Here is a 19,795-nt window from a genome sequence, read left to right as displayed (position 1 = left end):
AGGGAGTTTTCCCATGACAGTGAGACGAGCGGCGAAGCTGGCCGCGCCCGTCCTCGCCCTGGCGCTCGCGGCCGCGGCGTGCAGCGGCGGTGGCGACGGCGGTGGAAACGAGGAGACGCTCGCCGACATCCCTGCGGCTGACATCAACGCGACGGACCGCGCCGACATGAAAGAGGGCGGCACGTTCCACTGGGGGATCAACGAGTTCCCCACCCAGTACCAGCGCTTCCACACCCAGGGCAACCTGGGTAACGTCGAGCGGATCTCGTCGGCTGTCCTGCCCCGTGCGCACTACTACGACGACGCCGGCGACCCGCACCCCGACGAGAACTACGTCAAGAAGAGCGAGATCAGCGAGGACGGCAAGACGCTGACCTTCGAGCTCAACCCCGACGCCAAGTGGTCCAACGGCGAGCCGATCACCTGGGAGGACTACGCGGCCCAGGCCGAGACGATCGGGGGGCACCGCAAGAACGCCGACGAGTTCAAGATCGGTGACCCGACCGGCTACGAACGCATCGAGAAAACGGAGAAGGGCAAGGACAAATTCGAGGTTGTCTTCACCTTCAGCACGCCCTTCGGTGAGTGGCCACGGCTCTTCGAGGCCCTTTACCCCAAGGAGTACATGGAGGACCCGAAGAAGTTCAACGAGGGATACGAGCACGACTTCCCGGTCACGGCCGGCCCCTTCGGCGATGTCGAGTTCGACAAGACCAAGGAGACCGTGACCGTCAACAAGGACGACAAGTGGTGGGGCGAGCCGGCGATGCTGGACTCGATCGTCTTCCACCACTACGGCAACGACGCCCTCGCGGGTGTGATGAACAACGGTGAGATCGACGGCTTCTACCTGGGCTACGACGCCGCCGCCTACGACCAGCTGAAGGACAAGAACGGCATCCGGATCACCCACGCGATCGACAACGCCTACCGCCACCTCACCATGAACGGCGGCAAGGGCCGGATCCTGGAGGACACCAAGGTCCGCAACGCCATCGTGCACGGCATCGACCGCGCCCAGATGGCCAAGGCGACCCTGGACGGGGTCGAGTGGACCACCGACCCGACGGCGAACCGCCTGATCAAGTCCACGCAGACCGGCTTCCAGGACAACAGCGAGGGCTACGGCGAGTACGACCCGGAGAAGGCCGCCAAGTTGCTCGACGAGGCCGGGTGGACGCAGGAGGCCGAGGGCGAGACTCGCACCAAGGACGGCGAGAAGCTGGAACTCCACTGGGTGGTCCCGTCGGACATCAAGAACTCTGCGGACGAGGCCGAGATCGCGAAAGCTCAGCTCAAGGAGATCGGCGTCAAGGTCAACGTCGAGACCGTCCCGAACACGGCGTACTTCGAGGAGTACATCGTCCCCGGCAACTACGACGCCACGACCTTCGTCTACTCCAGCACCAACCCGTACGCCGGCTACTCCCAGGAGAACTTCGCCGGACCGGTCGGGAAGGACGACAAGGGCAAGGTGAACTGGGGTAACAACCTCCACTTCTTCACCACCGACGAGATCCGGGACTCCTTCGACAAGCTGACCCAGGAGACCGACCCGGAGAAGTACACCGAGCTCACCAACGAGATCGACCGCATGCTGTGGGAGCAGAGCATGGCGGTACCGCTCTTCCAGCGGCCCGGCACCTACGCGGTCAACGAGAAGGTGGCCAACTGGGGCGCCAACGGCCTCGGCAGCATCCACTACGAGGACATGGGCTTCGTGAAGTAGTCACGCGGCCGCCGTCACCAGCGACGAGTGCCCCCACCGGGTCCCCGGTGGGGGCACTGCGCGTGTCCGGCACCCACAGTTCCATCACTCTCGGCGACGTATCCTGTGCGTACCGGCGCGCCCGAGAGCTGAAGTGAGATCCGCGGTGATGGAATGGGACGTGGACGCCTTCCGGTGCGAACCAGACCCACGAGGTGCGACTTCCGATGAACTACCCGCCGCCTGACCAGCCGAACGACGACGGGGACACCCCGCCCGATCAGGAGCCACAGCAGCCCTCCGGCCAGCCATCGCATGGCGGGGAGTCGTACGGAACGCCTCAACAGCCGGACGGAGGCGAACAGCAGGGCGGCGAATCCCGCGATCCCTACAGCGGTGCCCAACAGCCGTACGACCAACCACCGCAGGGGCCACCGCCACACCCCCAGCAGCCCCAACAACCACCGCCTCAGCCGCCCTACGGCGGGTCGCAGCAGCCCTACGGCCAGCCGCCCGGTGGCGGGCAGGGCTACCCGGGGCAGCAGCCGTCCTACGGGCAGCCGCCTCCCGGCCATGAACAGCCCGGCCAACAACCGCCAGGTCCACAGCAGCCGGGCCAATACCCCTACGGTCAGCAGCCCTACGGCGGCGCTCCACAGGATCCCTACGCCGCCCCCGGCGGGTACGGGCCGCCGCCACCGTCTCCGCAGCCGTACGGGGCACCGCAGCAGCCCTACGGTCAGCCCACGGAAGCGCCGTCCGTACACGGCCGCCCCCTGGCCGAGTGGTGGCAGCGGCTGGTGGCGCGCATCATCGACACCATCGTCGTCGTGGTGCCGTTCTTCATTGTCGCCTTCGTCATCGGAATCTTCTACGCCCTCGCCGTGGTCGAGGCGGGAGACACGGAGGTGGAGGTCGGGACCGGCGCCGACCTCGCCCTCATTCTCGTCCTCTCGCTGGTCCTGCTCGCCATCGGGCTCGCCTACGAGACATTCATGCTGACGCGCTACGGCCGCACCCTGGGCAAGATGGCGTTCTCACTGCGGGTGATCTCGTTGGACAACCCGGTGCAGCAGAGCGGCGGACTACCGTCGAGCACCTCGCTGATCCGCAGCCTGGTCTGGTACGGACCCAGCACCATCCTGGGCTGGATCCCCGTTCTCGGTGTGCTCGCCAACCTGTTCCCCATCGTCAACGGCCTGTGGCCGCTGTGGGACCGGCCGAACCGGCAGTCGCTGAACGACAAGGTCGCCAAGACCGTGGTCGTCCTCGACCACTCCTAAGTAGACAGTCAGGCGATCACGTACAGAGTGCCGAGGACGCGGTCGGCCAGGTTGTCGTTGAGGTAGTCGCTGGACGCGATGAGCCGGAAGGTGATTCCGGTACCGTCGTCCAGCAGCATCGCGACGTCAACGCCACGGATCGTCTCGACAGCTCCGTCGGTGTTCTTGGTGTCGTCGGTTTCGTTGGCCCTTGAGGGTGTCGCGCTCGCGCCGGAACGGTCCGGCCGCCGAAGCGACTCCGGGGCATATTCGGCGGAGAACTCATAGTCAGAGCGCTGCGCGTTCTCCGCGCCGGGGACCGCGTACTCGTACTCCCGGTCGGTGTAGGTGAGTCGCGTGGACCGCTGGAAGCCGGTGATCGCGTCACGCGCGACGTCGCGGACACTGTCCATGGGGTCCTCGGCCACGATGACGTCGACCTCGGCCGGCCGATCGTCGAAGCCCTCGGGAAGCGCGTAGCCGATGCCGTCCTTGGTGTGCCCGACGAATCCGTCGGGGACCGGCGGAGGCGGGACATCGTCGTCGCCCCGCGTCTGCTGGCCGATGCCGCACCCCGTTCCCAACTGGGCCAGCAGCACACCCGCCACGATGGCCCCACCCGCTGGGCACACGCGGCGCGGAACGGTTCTCATCAGGGTCGTCCTCCCGCGGTACGCATTCTGGGCATGCGCCCATTGTCCTTCTGTTCGAGTCCCCGCGCGCGCATCCCGTCGGGGCGTCGGGCAGTCCACCATCGGCGCGGTCCGAAAGGGGAAGCGGGACTCACCAGGCGGCGGGCTTGTAGTCCTTCAGGAAACAGCCGTACAGGTCCTCGCCCCGCTCGCCCCGGACGATGGGGTCATACACCCGAGCGGCCCCGTCCACGAGGTCGAGCGGCGCGTGGAACCCGGCCTCGGCAAGCCGTACCTTGTCCGGGTGCGGGCGCTCGTCGGTGATCCAGCCGGTGTCCACGCTCGTCATCAGGATGCCGTCGGACTCCAGCATCTCCTGCGCGCTGGTGCGGGTCAGCATGTTGAGCGAGGCCTTGGCCATGTTGGTGTGGGGGTGCCCGGCACCCTTGTACCCCCGGCCGAACACGCCCTCCATAGCGGCAACGTTCACGATATAGGTGCGCCGGGCCGCGGACGCGGCCATCGCCGGACGCAAGCGGCTCACCAGCAGGAACGGCGCGGTCACGTTGCACAGCTGGACTTCGAGCATCTCCAGCGCGTCGACCTCGTGCACGTGCTGGGTCCAGCTGTTCTCCGCCACGAGGTCCGGTACGAGACCGCCCGCGTCGATCGCGTTCCCGGCCGCGATCCGCTCCGGCGTCGCCGAGCCGCTGGTCAGCGCCAACTCGGCAAGCGCCTCTGGCGTGAGCGGGGCGGAAGTCCCAGGATCGGCGGCCTGTCGGGCCCCCGACGACACCCCTGCCAACTCACGCTCACCTGTGCCACTCACGATCGCGTCGACCGCGCCTCGCCCGCCAACAGACCCGAAGGTGACCATCTCGGGCAGCGGCCCCGACGGAAGCTCGGCCGACTCCGCCTCGATGAGCCGCGCGTAGGAACCGGGGGAGCGGCGCACAGTCTGCGCCGCGTTGTTGATGAGGATGTCCAGCGGCCCCTGCTCGCCGACCGAGTCGGCCAGGGCGATCACCTGAGCGGGGTCGCGCAGGTCCAGTCCGACCACCCGGAGCCGGTGCAACCAGTCCCCGCTGTCGGGCATGGCGGCGAACCGGCGGACGGCGTCCTTGGGGAACCGCGTGGTGACGGTCGTGTGCGCGCCGTCGCGCAGCAGGCGCAGCGCGATATACATCCCGATCTTCGCCCGGCCCCCGGTGAGCAGCGCCCGTCGCCCGGTCAGGTCCGCACGCGCCTCGCGGCGCGCCCAGTTCTCTTCCGCACACGTCGGACAGAGCTGGTGGTAGTGGGCGTGGACGACGCGGTACTTCTGCTTGCAGATGTAGCAGGGGCGCGCCCGCTGGAAAACGCCCGCCGTCCAATCGGTCGTGGACGAGGCGAGCGGGATCCCGCGCGTCTCATCATCCGTCCGGTCCGGCGCCCCGGTCGCGGTCTTGGCGATAACGGCCCGATCGGCGGCCTGCTCCGCCGCTCGGCGCTCCCGGCGACGCCGCACCTTCACGGCCTTGAACAGCTTCGCGGTCGCCCGCTGGAGCGTAAGGGAATCGGCGTGGTTGGGCGAAAGCTCCTCTGCCTCCGCGAGCACACTCAGACAGATCTCCAACCGCTCCGGGTCGATCCCCGCGGCCTCGCTTCCGTGCAGTGCCTCTGCAGTCGCCTGACCGTCCTGCCCCATCGCCGTCCCTGCGTCTGTGACCATCCACCAACTACTCCGCAGGAACTCTATGCGCAATTCGTACTTGTCCCGGTCAGGGGCCACAGGGTCGGCTCCTGCCGCCTGGATGTTCCGGCACCGAAGGGCAGCAAAGCAATCCGTGTTGGGGTGTGGCAGGTCAACGCAAGCCACGCCCGATCAGCGTAAACGCAGCCGCGAAGCCTGTCACCATGACTCCCGGAGAGGGGCTATAGCGGTGCCTGACCACAAGTGGCCCGGCTGGCACGGGCAGGTCGACGACCGGGCAACGCCGCACTTCCATTCCAGGTAGCGGGCCGCAGCAAGGAATTGGGCACAGCCGGTGCAGACGCCAGTAGTGGTTCACGACCTCGTCCAGGTCCTGGGTCGGGCACAGGGCCGCCCCAGGGGCACCCTCTGCTCGCAACCAGGTGTGTCGGCCTCCAGCTTGGCGACGCGCTTCAGGTTCCTCCACACGCGAGCACGCGTTCCAGCAGCGCGTGGGAGGTAGAGCCCATGGAACCGATCATGCCGCCAGGGGCACCGGTTCGCATCAGTTTTCCGAGAACCGGGCCACGAGGACGGGATTGCCCGAATCCTAGCCACCACGTGAACAGTTACTTCCGCTCTTGCCGATCCTCAGAATAGGACACAGCCAGAGAATTGACGAGTCCTTCACGGTCTTCGACAGTTGCCACACGCACTTGCCCCATCACCTCCCGTACATTTTCCTTGTTGAGGGACATGCCACTGACACTGACAATAATCTGCCCGTCCAGTTGGATACGCGCCTCCTTCAGGGAGCTGGAGTTACTCCAAGCAAGATCGGGATCTCTGCTAACTATGAGGAGATCACCCTCTTGCAGGCAATCGTATAAGTCGCAGTCGTGGCGAATGTTTCCATTACCGACACTCGAGGTGATCTCCACGCTTTCATGCTGGCTGTCGGAATATTCAATAGAAATATCTTTCGTGTATGCGCTGCCTTCGAGTTTCGTGGGGTGCCAGTTATCCCCGTCAAGCACCGCGAACTCCTGGCCGTAATCTGATATCTCATCTCGAATTAGTTGCGCATTCCGTCGAAGCTCCTCCTGGTGCTGCATGTCCTTCTGTGCAACGTCCACGACTATTCCGACAAATAAAATAAGGACAGCAGTCACAGATAGAACAACGACACCCGCTCTGCCCCACTTCCGGTTACTGTCATAAGAATAGGACCTCGACGCGCATGCCGCCGCGCCAGCCAGGCTCATCGACAAACTTGGCCAAATCCAAATTCCCGAAAATATGCCAATAAAAATGACCGACAATAATGCGTTCACAGCCAATGCGACGGTCGCAAGTCCTGAGACTGCTGAAGGGGAGGGAACATTCGCGGCGCGTAGGATCACCCAAGCCACAGTCCAGACCACTGCGAGAATGACGCACGGAATGAGCCATAACTTCGGGTTGAAGAACGAGAGGATGATCAGATACCCGAATCCTCCAAGGAGGTCACTTGTCACCAGCAGCCAGAGACACGGCACCAGTGCGCCAGCCATAGCCGCAATAACAGTAGAAGACAAGCGAGTCTTAATTCGAAGAGCCAACTTCAGGCCCTCCCAACACCAGCTGCATCATTCGTGCTCAACTCCCCTCATCTCAACTCAAAGAAAAGCAAGGAGTGAGAGATGGTATTCATTGCACCACTCCAATCGCACAGCCCACAAAAACCCATCTCATTGAGGGGTCCCCTCCGCCCAAATGCATGGGGATATAACGCTAATCAGGATTGCGCCATCACCGTTTACCGAGGCATCCATAGTGAATGAGTCCTCGGGATTCTTAAAGCTAATAGTGACATCATCTGACTTCGATTCCGAAACTAATTCGTATCCGCTCTCTTCCCAGTGATCGTAGATAAGTTCGATGTTTCGCTGAGCATCCTCTTTCGGGAGATCCTCCACCCAATAGCTCCGCTCAACGTTCACCCAGTCGATGCGGCCTTCATCGCATGGCGCACTTGTGGAGCTCCCCAACGGTTCAAGCCGCGCCTGTTCCGGGAGCACATCAACTGCCTCGTTCACATATCGCTCTATCTGCTCGCTCGCTTCGTCCTCATTGATTGTGGTTTCCTCGAAGGCATCACAGGCAGTCGCAATGGTGACGCACATCACCAAAGCCAAGAAACGCAGAGAATGCATCATTGGCTTCCGCCGAAACTCATTTGATACCAGCAATTACGCCTCCCATGTAGCTCATCGGTTTGTCTTTAGGTTTATTGAAGTAGTCGGAATGCCCATAATCCGAAGAGTCGAACACGGTGGCTCCGAAGTCATCTGAGCTTGGATCCGTTCCATGCACCGCGACCGGGGTCATGGCAATCCAGTCGTCAGCGCCTTGCGATACGTGCACGTTGCTCGACGGAATATCCAAGTCGCTCACATGATGGGCGCCCATACCTGGACTCCCTACGGCGATCACACTGTCGACATCAAGTTTGGCGCCGTCGCTTGACTCGCCGTCACCTATACTCGTGCCTGTCTTCTGCAGCGCGTGGCCAACCACCGTTGATCCATAGCTGTGCCCGATGACCGTGGTATTCGCAGGCCGTCCCTCGTGAGATGCCTTCAGACCTTCCTGAAAGCTGACAAGGTCTTCCGCTCCAGTCTTCGCCCTCCCCTCAAGGGGAGCTTCCAATGCCGATGGGGCGTCATATCCGATCCAGCTGATCACTGCATTATCTGGTGTTTCGCCATGATCGCGAGCAGCTACATCAGCAGCCTGCTTCAATCGCGAGGCTCTCCCGTGTTGGCCGTTGACACTCATCCAATCCGTATCAGTGCCGGGTACCAGATTCGCAACATTCGCGGCAGTGTCCGGATTGCCCTCTGACACAATTGCGCGCCCGACTTCACCGCTGGTGTCTAAACCCAACAGGTAAGCGTCGGAATCATCGTCATTCAAATTCTCTCTAAGCTTGTCGAGCTCCTTGTACTCGGTGCTGTCCTCGCCATGCTCCTGCTTGATTCGCGGTATTTCCTTGGTCAGGTGTTCTCGATTGAGCTCGTCCCGGACAGCAGCAGGGATGCCATCCATCATTCGCAGCCTGTCAGGTTGTTCAGCCTTGAGTGCTTCTTGCACTGATGGAGTGAGACCTTCCCACCACGCGTTGACTTTCTTGGGGTCACTACCTTCCTTCGGCACGCCGCCTTTCAGCGTGGGAAAATCAGGTTTATCGTACTTCGCCCCCATGATGTTGAATGGCGCCCACGTCAGGTATCCTGCCTCCTGGAGCTTGCGAACGTTCTCCTCTGTTGCGCCTTGTTTCAGTTTTCCGGAGATCTCTTCGGCCTTCTCCTGGAAGTCGCTCCAGTCTTTCTTTGCTGCGTCCCTTTGGTCGTTGAAGTCGTCTCGCATCGCCTTGATCGCCTGATTAACATCAGGGACCCATGGATTCAGTTTCGTTGTGTAGGGGCCGGGATGGGACCCTGCGGGGAGATCATTTGCCCGGGCTTTTTCGATGGTCTTCAAATGCTCTTTCTCTGAATGTTTCCATTTTTCTATATTTGTCTCACGTGCATCCTTGTAGTCTTCGACTGCATCTGCCCACTCTCGAGTGGTTGCTATCAAGAAGGAAATGGCCATGACGGCTTCCCTCCACTTGGACTGATCATATTCAGCCTCGTTTGTGATCTTCCATGCAATCAGATCATTGAATTCGTGGGATGAGTTATTGAGATCGTCATGTAAATCTCCAGAGCGGCCCGTGATGCGCCCCATGAACTTGTCGAAGTCCTCGGCAAACTCCCTGAGCTTGCCTTCCTTTGCACGTGTCTTGTCCGGGATGAAAGTGCATCCGGACTCATTGAACTCGAACTTTGCCACAGTCTTCTCTTGATATAGGGGGATTAAGCAGAATGATCAGCCGTTGACGTCGCGGCTGAGACCGGGCCAAGGGTCGTCGAAACCCTCGGAGCTCTCGTAGTCGTTCTTCGCTGCAGCAGATGCGCCAGACTGGATGTTGTCGGCGAGCTGGAGTCCGTGGTTCTGCAGTTCGCCTAGGAAGACAGAGGTATCCTCACGGAACTTGTCGTATCCCGATCGGACAGGGGCTTCAGCCGCAGGGCTGCGGATGTCCTCAAGCATCGCCTCGAAGGTATCCGTCAGGCCGACCATGGCCTCGGCCAGCATCTCGGCGGCCTCACCCTTGCTCTTGCCCTTGACGACATTGACGCCGACCTCGTCGCTCACTTCTCACCTGTTCTGATGCCGGATTACGGGTATGGGGGACATTATCGCCTGTAGTTGGAAAACGTGGTAACGAATGCTGTGACGTGAGGGGTTTCACTTCCAGTTGGCCAGACCAGGTCAAGAGCGGCGGTCGGCAGTCCGGTGAATCGGATTGAGGATGATGACGGGGTGGTCACGAGGCCGAATCCCGGGGAAGTGGATGGAGGGGTCTATCGGTTGGCCTGTTGACGGTGACAGCGCTGAAGGGGTCATCACACGCCAGGGGATGGATGTTGGCAGTTGGTGTCGCATCGACGTGACTCGGCGGGTGTATACGAAGCTGATATTGGGACCGTGGCCCCCGCAGCAGGTGGTGCTGCGGGGACCGGTTAGCGTTCACTCACCAGTCGGAGGGCTTGCCCGCTCGTCCGGGTGGGTTGTCGAGGTCATAAAGGAATTCGTTGATGTCGCACTGGATGACTGTGGGAGCGTGGTCGGCGTCGGGGTCGTTGGCGGTGGCGACCCACAGGTGCTCGGTGCGGCGGATGGTCCACCGGTGGCCGTAGTGCTCGCGGAGGAGGCGTAGCAGCGGGTCGTTGTTGGTGTTGGTCACGACTCGCCTCCGCTCGCCTGGTCGAGAAGCCGGGACGCATCGGTTTTCGTAAGTCCGCACTCGTGGACGAGTGCGCGGTGGGCCTCGCCATAGGGGGCGCGCAGGCGAACGATGCGCCCGCCCCATCCGCGCACGGTGAAGCGGAGCATGGGGGGCAGGCCGGGGTCGTAGGTGACGGAGTAGCCGCCGCACACGACCCGGACGATGTTGGAGGTCATCGGGTGACCTCCATGATTCGCAGGGCAGTCAGTGCGGCGAACTGCCGGAAGTGACGCTCCTCGATGGCGCGACGGGCTTCCAGAGCCCTGAAGTAGGGGCGGACGCGTTGACGTCGTCGCAGTGGCAAGATGGACATTGTCATCAGCTCCACATCAGCTGGTGGCCACGCCCCGGGAGTGTTTGCGGCACTCGCCGGGGTCCTTAATTTTCCAATGATATCGGAGTACAGGCATAGCATGCTAGGCATGCTGTGCATTGGCAGGCATGCGATCCCGCTCTAGCGTGCTCGGGTGAAGTTCAGGGAAGACGTGCCGAGATGGCGGCAAATCGCTGATGAGCTGGAACGACGTATCCGTGACGGCGAGTACCCACCTGGCACACGCGTGCCTTCTGTGGTTCTGATTCAAGAAGAGTTTGAGGTGGCCTCCGCGACAGCCCAGAAGGCACTCAGCGGGTTGCGGAATCGCGGGTTGACATACACGGAGCCCGGTCTCGGGTCGTTCGTACGCCGTGAGTAGCAGACCAGTGGGGCGATCACACCTGTGACGGACGGAAGGTCAGCGCCATCCACGCACGATCAGTGTGAGCGCCGCCGCGAACCCTGTCCCCGTTGTCAGTAGGTACGGGCCGTAACGGTGTCGCTGGGACCGAGCAGCGACGCCGAAGGCAGTGAGAGCGAGACCTGCGGTCACAATCCGGGTGCCTCGGGCGCGGGCGCTCGCTTGGGCGAACGACATCGCCCCCACACGTTCCTGCCCTGCACGCACCGCATACACCTTGTACGGGATTCCGGCCAGGGGCTGGTGCCGCACGGCACGTGCTCCCTCATCCCGCGTCTGCGTTGCGACGGTGTCGTGCATCCGGCGCGTCGTCAGCGGGCAGGGCGGCACCACACCGCGTTCGGCAAGGGCGTAGCTGGTGAGCCCTCCGGCGACACTTCCCGCGGCTGCCGCCACCGACAGTCGCGGTCCCGATTTCGGGTCCGCCACGCACAGCCCCGCGAGCGCCACTTCCGGAAGCACCGGCCAGGACACCGCCTCCGCGAATCCCCACGTGGCCGCCAGTGCTGTCCCCCACTGTGACCGGGCGAGTCGAGCGGCGCGGCGGTGGAGTCGGGAGTCGCGCAGGTTGTCAGACATGGGTGGCTCCAGCTTGGATTCTCGTGTCGTCGAGCATGTTCGCGACCTGCTCTTGGGCTGCGTGGATGTCGTGCACCGGTGTTCCGAACCGCACGGTGACCGGTGTGCGGTGGAGTCGGCCGTCGCGGGGGAGGAGTTGTCGCGTGCCGCGGATGGCCACCGGGACAAGTGGCACTCCGGCTTGGTCGGCGAGGTGCGCGGCGCCGGAACGGAATCGGGCCAGCGCGCCGTCGCGTGAACGTGTGCCCTCCGGGTAGACGACCACGATGTGTCCACGACGCAGCAGCGGCTCGGCGGCGAGGAGGTCGCCGCGTCCTCCACCATTGCGGCGTACGGGAAACGCCCCGGCCACGGCTCGTGCCGTCCATGCGCGTCCCCGATTACCGAACCAGTAGTCATCGGCGGCCGCGACCGCCGGTCGGCGCCTGGCGGGGAGCGCCGCGAGCAGGGCTGCGGTGTCGGCGTGCGAGGAATGATTCGCGACCACGACGCATGGTCCGTCTGGGCGCTCACCTTGGATGCTGAAGCCGCCCGCCTTCGCGAGCGCCGTCCGCCACAGGCCAGCACGCAGCAACGATCCGATCATGACAGCACCACCGCCACAGGGAGAGCGAGCAACAGGGAGTCGATGCGGTCGAGCAGCCCGCCCATACCGGGTAGCCACCCGCCGGTGTCCTTGACACCGGCGCCGCGCTTGATCATCGATTCGAGCAGGTCGCCGAGGGGTGCGGCGACAACGACGGCGATCGCGAGTGCTGGTGTCAGCGCGCCGAACAGGGCCAGAACGGTCAGTCCGGTGGCCGCGCCGCCCAGCACACCGCCCCAGCGCTTCGCCGGAGAGAGCGGCGACAGCGGCGGGCCTACCAGCAGTCGGCCACCGAACCACGCACCGACGTCGGCCACGGCCACCGCCACGCACAGGGAGAACGCGGTCGGGCCGAGTAGCACCAGGCCGGTCAGCCCCGCCAGCCAGGCCATGCCGAACACGGCGAACGCGGCGCGGCGCGCGCCATCGCGTTCGTCGCCCGCCAGAACCGGCACCAGCATCGCGGCCAGCGTTCCCACGAGCAGGAAGCGCCACAACACGTCGGGCATAAGCCATGCAACCAGCGGCGCCCCGGCGACAACAGACGCTGCGACGACCGTCTCGGGAAGCCCGAGGCGCGCTGCCCGCCCGTACTCCACCATGGCGACCAGTGCGATCGCCGCCGCCAGCGCGGCGATTCCGGGCGCACCGAGGTAGTGGGCGCAACCGACCACGGGCGCGATCATCACCCAGGAGAACCAGCGCCGCACCAGCTCGCGCTTCCCGGACGCCCAGACGGCGACCCCGCCAACCCCGAGGACGCCCACGATGTACGGCGCGGCTTGGGCGGCGCCGATCATGACAGCGTCCCCGCGGCGGCATACTCGGCTTCAGCGCTCGCCTCGTCGGTCTCGCTCAGTGCCCGAGCGACACGGACCAGCCGCACCACCGCCGTGATCAGCGACCCGACGGCCAGAAGGAAAAGCACCGGGACAGCGGCTCCGGTGGCGGCGAGGACGATGAGTAGCGCGCAGCGCTCAGTCTTGCCGACCGGACCACCTTGCACCCGTCGTGCCCCCGCGGCCGTGCCCGCCAGCGACACCCACGAAGGCAGCGTCGCCGCGAGCGCCGCCGCCAGCACGACTGCGGACGGCGCGACGAACAGGCACCCAGTCAGCACGGCGAACTCGGCGAGCCGATCACCCAGCTCATTGACCACGAAACCGAACCGCGTCGACCGGCCGCTGTCCCTGGCGACACCACCATCGAGATTCGCGCACGCCAACCGTGCGACGAGAAGGACAGCGACCAAGACCCCGGCAAGCGGTCCCATCGGCACCAGCGCGATGGCCACACCAGCACCGGCACCGAACGCGACACCAGCCCACGTGAGCACAGCGGGCCGGACACCACGCTCGACAAGCCCGCGCCGCACATGCGCGAGCCGCTCCGCGAACCATGGCTTGAGGGAGTACAGACCGTTCATGGAAGCCACGGTCCCGTGAACCGGCCCCGCCCGGCATCGTCCGGGCTACGCATCCCCTATAAGTACGTGTACCTAGACATTCGGCCTCAGGCCGGTCGGGTGGGCGAAGACCGAGCGGCGGCGAGTCATCCCCCGGCCCGACGCCGTCACTCCAAGCGTCCACGGCGAGCCAGAATCGCGTCGAGCGTCTCGCGTTCCTGGGTGCCGTACCGAGTGTCGATCATCGCGGCCAGGACATCCTTGCCCGTCGCCTCCGGCTGCTGGACAAGGGTCCGGACTGCCACCTCGATGTCCTGGGAGTAGTTTCTACGGATCATCGACTTCACATGGGCCAGTCGTTCCGCGTACGCGGCTTCGCTCTCGTTCCAACGTTGCGCGACCGGGTAGCGAGCCTCGTACGCATCTTGCGCGGCCTGCGCGGCTGTTGCCCGTTCCGCTTCCATCGGGGCATGATCGGCCTTCATGCGAGCACATCCGGAGCACCATGAGTCGGGTCTCTCAGCGGTTGAAACGCTACGATTCCAGCTCACACCGTCGGCGAAAACATCGTGCTCCACACAGTGGAGGATCACATCCGCTCGACTGCCATCTACCTTGGATGGCAGGTCGACATCGCGATATCGCGATACACGGGGATCATGACCGGGAAGTTTGCCGAATGAGAAATCGACCCTTCTGACAATCACGGTCGGGGCGTCGTAGCGCCGATCGCCGAGGGGGACATGATGTTCCTGGAACTTCGCCCCTCCGATATCACCTCATCGTGATCGTGAGAGCCACATGCGAAAGCGGCGGGAGGGCCACCGCTGAAGCGACTCTGCGTGGAGCGCTCATCCTTCCAGAAACCCCGGACACGGCGATCGGGTGAGTGGTGAGGGAAGAAGAGGGATAGGACGCCGGTGGTCATGATGATGTGCTGAGTCCAGACAACATCACCGCCACGCCATCGGCGCCCGCTCCCGCGCCCGGGAAATCATGACTGACAGCGGCCAGTGCAGATTCCCCGCGGATAGCCAGTTGCCAAGCTCCTCTTCGTGATCGTTGGGGATTCAGCCTTCGGGGTAGAAGACGAACAGCGTGCAGCCTGTCGTCGTCTGTGGGACGTGGGAGGAACCCGCTGGGGCGTGGATGAAGGAGCCGGCGGGATAGTCCCGGTCGCCGTCGTTGAAGACGCCGGAGACCACGAAGACCTCCTCGGGACCCGGTTCGTGGACATCGATGCCCTGCCAACACGTGTTCGGGTCCATCTCCAGTACCTGGGCCGTCGCGCCATTGTTGCCGCTCCACAGCGGGCGCTGGCGGATACCTGGAAAGAGCTCATGAACAGGGGCGTCCTGCACGGCGGACCACACATAGTCAGGCACTTGGTGTTCTGTCGTCATGGGTTCACCCTGCCCGACCGTTGCAGCCCCCGCCGAGTGTCAGGAATGACATCATGCGGTACTTTTCTGCCATGCATCGAGTGGTGGCTCTCGCCCGCCCGCTGCAGTCGACCTTCGAGCTTGGTTGCGCGGCTGAGGTGTTCGGGACCGAGCGGGAAGGACTTCCGGCGCGCTACACGTTCGGCGTGTGCGCCGAGCGCCCGGGGCAGGTCACGACGCGCGCCGGGTACGCCATGCTGGTGGCCGAGGGGCTGGAGGCGCTCGAACAAGCGGACACCGTGGTCGTCCCCGGGTGGCTGCCCGTTGACGAGGCGCCCTCACCCGCGGTCGTTCAGGCCCTGCGCCGTGCGCACGAGCGCGGAACACGGGTAGTCAGCATCTGCACCGGCGCCTTCGGGCTGGCACACGCTGGTCTACTGGACGGACGACGGGCGACCACGCACTGGGCGCGGGCGCAGGAGTTGGCCGTGCGCTTCCCAGCCGTCCGGGTCGACGCGGACGTGCTGTATGTGGACGACGGTGACGTGGCCACCAGTGCTGGCGCTGGCGCCGGCATCGACCTGTGCTTGCACCTGGTACGCACTGACCAGGGGGCCGAATACGCCGCGCACGTCGCACGGAGCATGGTCATGCCGCCCCATCGCGAGGGCGGGCAGTTGCAGTACTCGGCGCCGCCGCACCCCGCCCACATCGACGGTTCTCTCGCGCCGTTGCTGGAGTGGGTGACCAGGCGACTCGGTGACCCTTTGACGGTCGAGGACTTGGCCGTGCATGCAGGCGTCTCGGCGCGTACCCTCGCCCGCCGGTTCGCCGACCAGCTCGGCGTCGGGCCGGGACAGTGGCTGCTCGCTCAGCGGATAGCCGCCGCCCGGGAACTGCTGGAATCGTCCGCTCTCCCATTGGACGCCGTCGCCCGACGCGTCGGTCTCTCCTCGGCCACCAACCTGCGCAGGCGTTTCCTTCGCGCCTTGGGCACCACGCCGGGTGCCTACCGTCGGGCCTTCCGGAGCGACCCGTGATGACAACCGCGGTTGTCATGGCAGCGGCCATGTCTAATGGGGTTCGTGGGGGATTTCTCCGCCCCCCAATAAAGGTGGCCGCCTGCGGGGAGTTCCAAGCTACTGATCTTTAAGGGGGATGTCACCTTCGAGATAGATGACATCCCCAGGCCAGGGCGCATACCTGAAGCATGAGGTATGCGCAGGGCGGAGGACTGACCGCCCAGGGGCGAGCACGCCGCGAGCAGGTCCGGCTCGAGGCCGCCCGGCGGTTCGGCCAGGGCGCCAGCCGCGCCGAGGTCGCCCGCGAGCTGCGCGTCACCCCCACCACCGCGAGCCGCTGGTACAAGGCCTGGAAGAACGGCGGCAGCGCCGCGCTGGCCTCCAAAGGCCCCGCTGCCCGGCCCCGCCTCGACGATGGGCAGACCCAGCGGCTGGAACTCGAACTGGGCCGCGGCCCCTGGCCCACGGGTGGGCCGACCAGCGCTGGACCCTGGCCCGTATCCGCGACCTCATCCGCCGACTCTTCGACATCGACTACACCGTCCCGGGCGTCTGGTACCTGATGGACCGGCTGGGCTGGTCGGCCCAGAAACCCGCCCGCCAGGCCATCGAGCGCGACCCCACGGCGGTGGAGGTCTGGAAGAAGGACGTCGGGCCGAGCGCAAACAGACCGCGGCGGCCCAGGGCGCCGGGATCGTCTTCGAAGGCGAATCCGGGCACAACCTGAGGCCGCCCATCGCGCGCACCTGGTCACCGCGCGGCAAGACCCCGCTGATCACCGTCAAGCACTCCAACTCCGGACGCACCGCGGTGATGGGCCTGGTGGCCTACCGCCCGGCCACCGGCCGCGGATGATGTTTCGCACCCGCGACCAGACCCGCCCGAACTCCGCAGGCCCACCCGCCGGGGATTCGACTGGACCGACTACCGCGGCCTGCTCACAGCGGCGCACACGGCACTGGACGCGCCCATCGTTGTGGTCTGGGACAACCTCAACTCCCGCAAGAGCGGCGCGATGCGCCACTTCATCGAGGCCGCGCCGTGGCTGACGGTGCACCACCTGCCGGCCTATGCCCCGACCTCAACCCGGTGGAGGGCCTGTGGTCGCTGGTCAAACGCGGGAGCTGGCCAACCTGGCGGTGACCGGTATCGATCACCTCGCCCGGACGGTCCGACGATCCCTGCGCCGCCTGCAGCACCGCCCCGAGGTTCTCGACGGCCTGCTCGCGCACACCGGCCTGAAGCTCATCGAACAGACCGCATGTGACATCACGCTTTAAAGATCATTAGCGTCCGATATCTCCTCGGACAGGCTATGGCCACCCTGAAATTATTCCGGCTCCCGCACAAGGTTCCGGTACAGCACCGCTCAGATATCAGCCCTGGCCTGAGCATTGCTCGCCTTCCTGCTCAGCACCGCAGTATGCGGCTGGACAAGGCTCAGTGACCCCTCAAATAAGGGGCCTTGATGTGAAATGTCTGTCGATCTGTTGTAGCGTGATCCCTTTCGTGCGCAGCCTGGCAGACCTATCTGACAGATGCGTTATCCCCTCACTGCATGAAAAGGAATTCTCAAGTATGAGATGTCATCGGATGCGCCGCTACGCAGCAACGCTCATCGCAGGGGTCGTACTGGCGGCCGGAGCTGCATCCGGGACGGCCATAGCTGACACGGTCTCCCCCAGCACGGCTCCATCCGTCCGTATGATCACCTACAACGCATGCGGGGCGAAATGCCCCTACCCCGGCTTCACTGCATCCAGCTGGTCATCAAAGGTGAAGAAGGCAATCGACTACTGGAGCGCCGATTCCATCATGCTCACAGAAGTCTGCTACGGACAGTACAAATCCTTGCGCAATCGGCTGCGAGGCTACGCCCCAGCGTGGTACGCCACCAGCAGCGGCCCTAAGGGTTGCGGCAAATGGGGGAAAGACCGGAGGTTTGGTATGGCTGTCTTCGTGAAGACCGGATCCGTACAGCGCCTCACCAAGTCCCTTCCTCTCGACCAGAATGACCCCAACCGCAACGCCCGCGGCCTTCTGTGCGCGAAGGGGTCTATTGAAGGACGCACGACACTCAGTTGCGTTACCCACCTCACACACTACTCGGGTTCGTACCAGCTACAGCAGGCCGAAACCGTCAGACGGCAGCTGAATTCCTGGGCCGGTGGAATTCCCATCATCCTCGCCGGGGACTTCAACGCGACCCCCACAAGCAGCACCTTGGATAAATTCTATGGTTTCCAGGGCGGGCACGGTCGTTTCGGGGAGGTCGACGAGCGAGACACCGATCGTTTCACCACAAGCTGCCGGAGAGCTAGGGTGCGATTCTGCCGCTCAGGCGAGCCTACCCACACCAATGGTAAGAAGCTCGACTACATCTTCGTCTCCGCAGCGCACTTCAAGAACGCTATGGGAGACGCAGCAGCGCGCTCGGCGAACATGTCCGATCACAATTTGCTGCGCGGCGCTGCCGCCTGGGAGTAACCCATCAGTCTCGTCACGGCATGCTGCCTTGGCAGTCTTTGACCTTGAAGATACTCTTTCCAACCCTGCCGACGGTTCCCAGTGACTAGAATCCGACCGTAGTCGCGCGAAAGCTCCTGGTGAACGGGATCATAGCCAAGAGATCCTGTTGCCACCAGGAGCTTCGTGTTCCTTTCTGCCCTTCTGCGTGCAGGCGCTCATTATCGATTTTGCATCTCCTGCCTGCACACCGCCAACAAAATTGGCTGCCTCCAACGCCATCGCCCTGAACATTTGTGCACTAATGATCTTTAAAGCGTGATGTCACATGCGGTCTGTTCGATGAGCTTCAGGCCGGTGTGCGCGAGCAGGCCGTCGAGAACCTCGGGGCGGTGCTGCAGGCGGCGCAGGGATCGTCGGACCGTCCGGGCGAGGTGATCGATACCGGTCACCGCCAGGTTGGCCAGCTCCCCGCGTTTGACCAGCGACCACAGGCCCTCCACCGGGTTGAGGTCGGGGGCATAGGCCGGCAGGTGGTGCACCGTCAGCCACGGCGCGGCCTCGATGAAGTGGCGCATCGCGCCGCTCTTGCGGGAGTTGAGGTTGTCCCAGACCACAACGATGGGCGCGTCCAGTGCCGTGTGCGCCGCTGTGAGCAGGCCGCGGTAGTCGGTCCAGTCGAATCCCCGGCGGGTGGGCCTGCGGAGTTCGGGGCGGGTCTGGTCGCGGGTGCGAAACATCATCCGCGGCCGGTGGCCGGGGCGGTAGGCCACCAGGCCCATCACCGCGGTGCGTCCGGAGTTGGAGTGCTTGACGGTGATCAGCGGGGTCTTGCCGCGCGGTGACCAGGTGCGCGCGATGGGCGGCCTCAGGTTGTGCCCGGATTCGCCTTCGAAGACGATCCCGGCGCCCTGGGCCGCCGCGGTCTGTTTGCGCTCGGCCCGACGTCCTTCTTCCAGACCTCCACCGCCGTGGGGTCGCGCTCGATGGCCTGGCGGGCGGGTTTCTGGGCCGACCAGCCCAGCCGGTCCATCAGGTACCAGACGCCCGGGACGGTGTAGTCGATGTCGAAGAGTCGGCGGATGAGGTCGCGGATACGGGCCAGGGTCCAGCGCTGGTCGGCCCACCCGTGGGCCAGGGGGCCGCGGCCCAGTTCGAGTTCCAGCCGCTGGGTCTGCCCATCGTCGAGGCGGGGCCGGGCAGCGGGGCCTTTGGAGGCCAGCGCGGCGCTGCCGCCGTTCTTCCAGGCCTTGTACCAGCGGCTCGCGGTGGTGGGGGTGACGCGCAGCTCGCGGGCGACCTCGGCGCGGCTGGCGCCCTGGCCGAACCGCCGGGCGGCCTCGAGCCGGACCTGCTCGCGGCGTGCTCGCCCCTGGGCGGTCAGTCCTCCGCCCTGCGCATACCTCATGCTTCAGGTATGCGCCCTGGCCTGGGGGATGTCATCTATCTCGAAGGTGACATCCCC

Annotated in this window: 24 protein-coding genes; 8 read left to right on the top strand and 16 right to left on the bottom strand. The window is 64.6% G+C overall.

Annotated features, from left to right (window positions below; all coding sequences use genetic code 11):
* Positions 1-13: 13 nt before the first annotated feature.
* Together CDO52_RS21840 and CDO52_RS21835 are read left to right on the top strand one after the other, a co-directional pair.
* Positions 14-1,729: an ABC transporter family substrate-binding protein gene (locus CDO52_RS21840; RefSeq protein ID WP_017620458.1), complete on the top strand. Its 1,716-nt coding sequence runs from the start codon at positions 14-16 to the stop codon at positions 1,727-1,729.
* Positions 1,730-1,935: 206 nt separating this feature from the next.
* Positions 1,936-2,991 carry an RDD family protein gene (locus tag CDO52_RS21835; RefSeq protein WP_083920017.1) on the top strand — a complete coding sequence of 352 codons (1,056 nt, stop codon included), beginning with the start codon at positions 1,936-1,938 and terminating at the stop codon, positions 2,989-2,991.
* 8 nt (positions 2,992-2,999) lie between these two features.
* On the opposite strand, the gene CDO52_RS21830 is transcribed toward CDO52_RS21835, so the two are convergent.
* The 8 genes from CDO52_RS21830 to CDO52_RS21805 form a co-directional block, all read right to left on the bottom strand.
* Entirely contained in the window at positions 3,000-3,623 is a 624-nt protein-coding gene (locus CDO52_RS21830; RefSeq protein ID WP_017620460.1) for a hypothetical protein, read from the bottom strand.
* Between the two features lie 130 nt (positions 3,624-3,753).
* Complete coding sequence (locus CDO52_RS21825) at positions 3,754-5,289, bottom strand: SDR family NAD(P)-dependent oxidoreductase (protein ID WP_017620461.1); 1,536 nt, start codon at positions 5,287-5,289, stop codon at positions 3,754-3,756.
* 614 nt (positions 5,290-5,903) lie between these two features.
* Positions 5,904-6,827 (bottom strand): hypothetical protein, encoded by a 924-nt coding sequence (locus CDO52_RS27805; RefSeq protein ID WP_157745674.1) that lies wholly within the window; start codon positions 6,825-6,827, stop codon positions 5,904-5,906.
* Between the two features lie 177 nt (positions 6,828-7,004).
* Positions 7,005-7,472 (bottom strand): hypothetical protein, encoded by a 468-nt coding sequence (locus CDO52_RS27800; protein ID WP_152471792.1) that lies wholly within the window; start codon positions 7,470-7,472, stop codon positions 7,005-7,007.
* A 16-nt stretch (positions 7,473-7,488) separates the two neighbouring features.
* The gene (locus CDO52_RS21820; RefSeq protein ID WP_083920018.1) at positions 7,489-9,153 is read right to left on the bottom strand and encodes an alpha/beta hydrolase; all 1,665 of its coding nucleotides are present in this window, start codon (positions 9,151-9,153) and stop codon (positions 7,489-7,491) included.
* A 36-nt stretch (positions 9,154-9,189) separates the two neighbouring features.
* Positions 9,190-9,519: a hypothetical protein gene (locus tag CDO52_RS21815; RefSeq protein ID WP_017620463.1), complete on the bottom strand. Its 330-nt coding sequence runs from the start codon at positions 9,517-9,519 to the stop codon at positions 9,190-9,192.
* Between the two features lie 379 nt (positions 9,520-9,898).
* A complete protein-coding gene (locus tag CDO52_RS21810; RefSeq protein WP_017620464.1) occupies positions 9,899-10,111 on the bottom strand; it encodes a hypothetical protein in 213 nt (70 codons plus the stop codon).
* Positions 10,108-10,329, bottom strand: coding sequence for a hypothetical protein (locus CDO52_RS21805; protein ID WP_017620465.1), 222 nt, complete (start codon positions 10,327-10,329; stop codon positions 10,108-10,110). The genes CDO52_RS21810 and CDO52_RS21805 overlap by 4 nt, the downstream gene beginning before the upstream one ends.
* Before the next feature lie 291 nt (positions 10,330-10,620).
* Here CDO52_RS21805 and CDO52_RS29580 point away from each other — a divergent pair, with 291 nt between their 5' ends.
* Positions 10,621-10,848 (top strand): GntR family transcriptional regulator, encoded by a 228-nt coding sequence (locus tag CDO52_RS29580; RefSeq protein WP_083920019.1) that lies wholly within the window; start codon positions 10,621-10,623, stop codon positions 10,846-10,848.
* Between the two features lie 39 nt (positions 10,849-10,887).
* On the opposite strand, the gene CDO52_RS28280 is transcribed toward CDO52_RS29580, so the two are convergent.
* From CDO52_RS28280 to CDO52_RS21775, 6 genes are all read right to left on the bottom strand, one after another.
* Complete coding sequence (locus CDO52_RS28280) at positions 10,888-11,469, bottom strand: hypothetical protein (RefSeq protein ID WP_152471793.1); 582 nt, start codon at positions 11,467-11,469, stop codon at positions 10,888-10,890.
* Entirely contained in the window at positions 11,462-12,055 is a 594-nt protein-coding gene (locus CDO52_RS28275) for a lysophospholipid acyltransferase family protein (protein ID WP_198345774.1), read from the bottom strand. The genes CDO52_RS28280 and CDO52_RS28275 overlap by 8 nt, the downstream gene beginning before the upstream one ends.
* Positions 12,052-12,855 carry a phosphatidate cytidylyltransferase gene (locus CDO52_RS21790; RefSeq protein ID WP_017620466.1) on the bottom strand — a complete coding sequence of 268 codons (804 nt, stop codon included), beginning with the start codon at positions 12,853-12,855 and terminating at the stop codon, positions 12,052-12,054. The genes CDO52_RS28275 and CDO52_RS21790 overlap by 4 nt, the downstream gene beginning before the upstream one ends.
* Positions 12,852-13,481, bottom strand: a complete 630-nt coding sequence (locus CDO52_RS21785; protein WP_017620467.1) for a CDP-alcohol phosphatidyltransferase family protein — start codon at positions 13,479-13,481, stop codon at positions 12,852-12,854. The genes CDO52_RS21790 and CDO52_RS21785 overlap by 4 nt, the downstream gene beginning before the upstream one ends.
* A 146-nt stretch (positions 13,482-13,627) precedes the next feature.
* Complete coding sequence (locus CDO52_RS21780; protein WP_017620468.1) at positions 13,628-13,945, bottom strand: hypothetical protein; 318 nt, start codon at positions 13,943-13,945, stop codon at positions 13,628-13,630.
* Positions 13,946-14,530: 585 nt separating this feature from the next.
* Positions 14,531-14,863 (bottom strand): cupin domain-containing protein, encoded by a 333-nt coding sequence (locus CDO52_RS21775; protein WP_051060870.1) that lies wholly within the window; start codon positions 14,861-14,863, stop codon positions 14,531-14,533.
* A 53-nt stretch (positions 14,864-14,916) separates the two neighbouring features.
* On the opposite strand from CDO52_RS21775, the gene CDO52_RS21770 reads away from it, so the two are divergent.
* From CDO52_RS21770 to CDO52_RS21755, 5 genes are all read left to right on the top strand, one after another.
* Positions 14,917-15,882, top strand: a complete 966-nt coding sequence (locus CDO52_RS21770; protein WP_017620471.1) for a helix-turn-helix domain-containing protein — start codon at positions 14,917-14,919, stop codon at positions 15,880-15,882.
* A 170-nt stretch (positions 15,883-16,052) separates the two neighbouring features.
* Entirely contained in the window at positions 16,053-16,427 is a 375-nt protein-coding gene (locus tag CDO52_RS21765) for a helix-turn-helix domain-containing protein (RefSeq protein ID WP_198345773.1), read from the top strand.
* Complete coding sequence (locus tag CDO52_RS29575; RefSeq protein WP_394340796.1) at positions 16,322-16,591, top strand: helix-turn-helix domain-containing protein; 270 nt, start codon at positions 16,322-16,324, stop codon at positions 16,589-16,591. The genes CDO52_RS21765 and CDO52_RS29575 overlap by 106 nt, the downstream gene beginning before the upstream one ends.
* A gap of 373 nt (positions 16,592-16,964) precedes the next feature.
* On the top strand, positions 16,965-17,144 hold the full coding sequence (locus CDO52_RS28270) for a hypothetical protein (RefSeq protein WP_198345772.1): 180 nt from the start codon (positions 16,965-16,967) through the stop codon (positions 17,142-17,144).
* Positions 17,145-17,568: 424 nt separating this feature from the next.
* Complete coding sequence (locus CDO52_RS21755; RefSeq protein ID WP_157745672.1) at positions 17,569-18,351, top strand: endonuclease/exonuclease/phosphatase family protein; 783 nt, start codon at positions 17,569-17,571, stop codon at positions 18,349-18,351.
* Between the two features lie 290 nt (positions 18,352-18,641).
* On the opposite strand, the gene CDO52_RS21750 is transcribed toward CDO52_RS21755, so the two are convergent.
* On the bottom strand, positions 18,642-19,190 hold the full coding sequence (locus CDO52_RS21750) for a transposase (protein WP_232524533.1): 549 nt from the start codon (positions 19,188-19,190) through the stop codon (positions 18,642-18,644).
* 8 nt (positions 19,191-19,198) lie between these two features.
* Complete coding sequence (locus tag CDO52_RS21745; protein WP_017621929.1) at positions 19,199-19,738, bottom strand: winged helix-turn-helix domain-containing protein; 540 nt, start codon at positions 19,736-19,738, stop codon at positions 19,199-19,201.
* Positions 19,739-19,795 lie beyond the last annotated feature (57 nt).

The sequence above is a fragment of the Nocardiopsis gilva YIM 90087 genome (genome assembly GCF_002263495.1).
Classification (GTDB): Bacteria; Actinomycetota; Actinomycetes; order Streptosporangiales; family Streptosporangiaceae; genus Nocardiopsis_C; species Nocardiopsis_C gilva.
The sequence above is the reverse complement of the archived record's forward strand: the minus strand, read 5'-3'. Positions and strand labels throughout refer to the sequence as shown.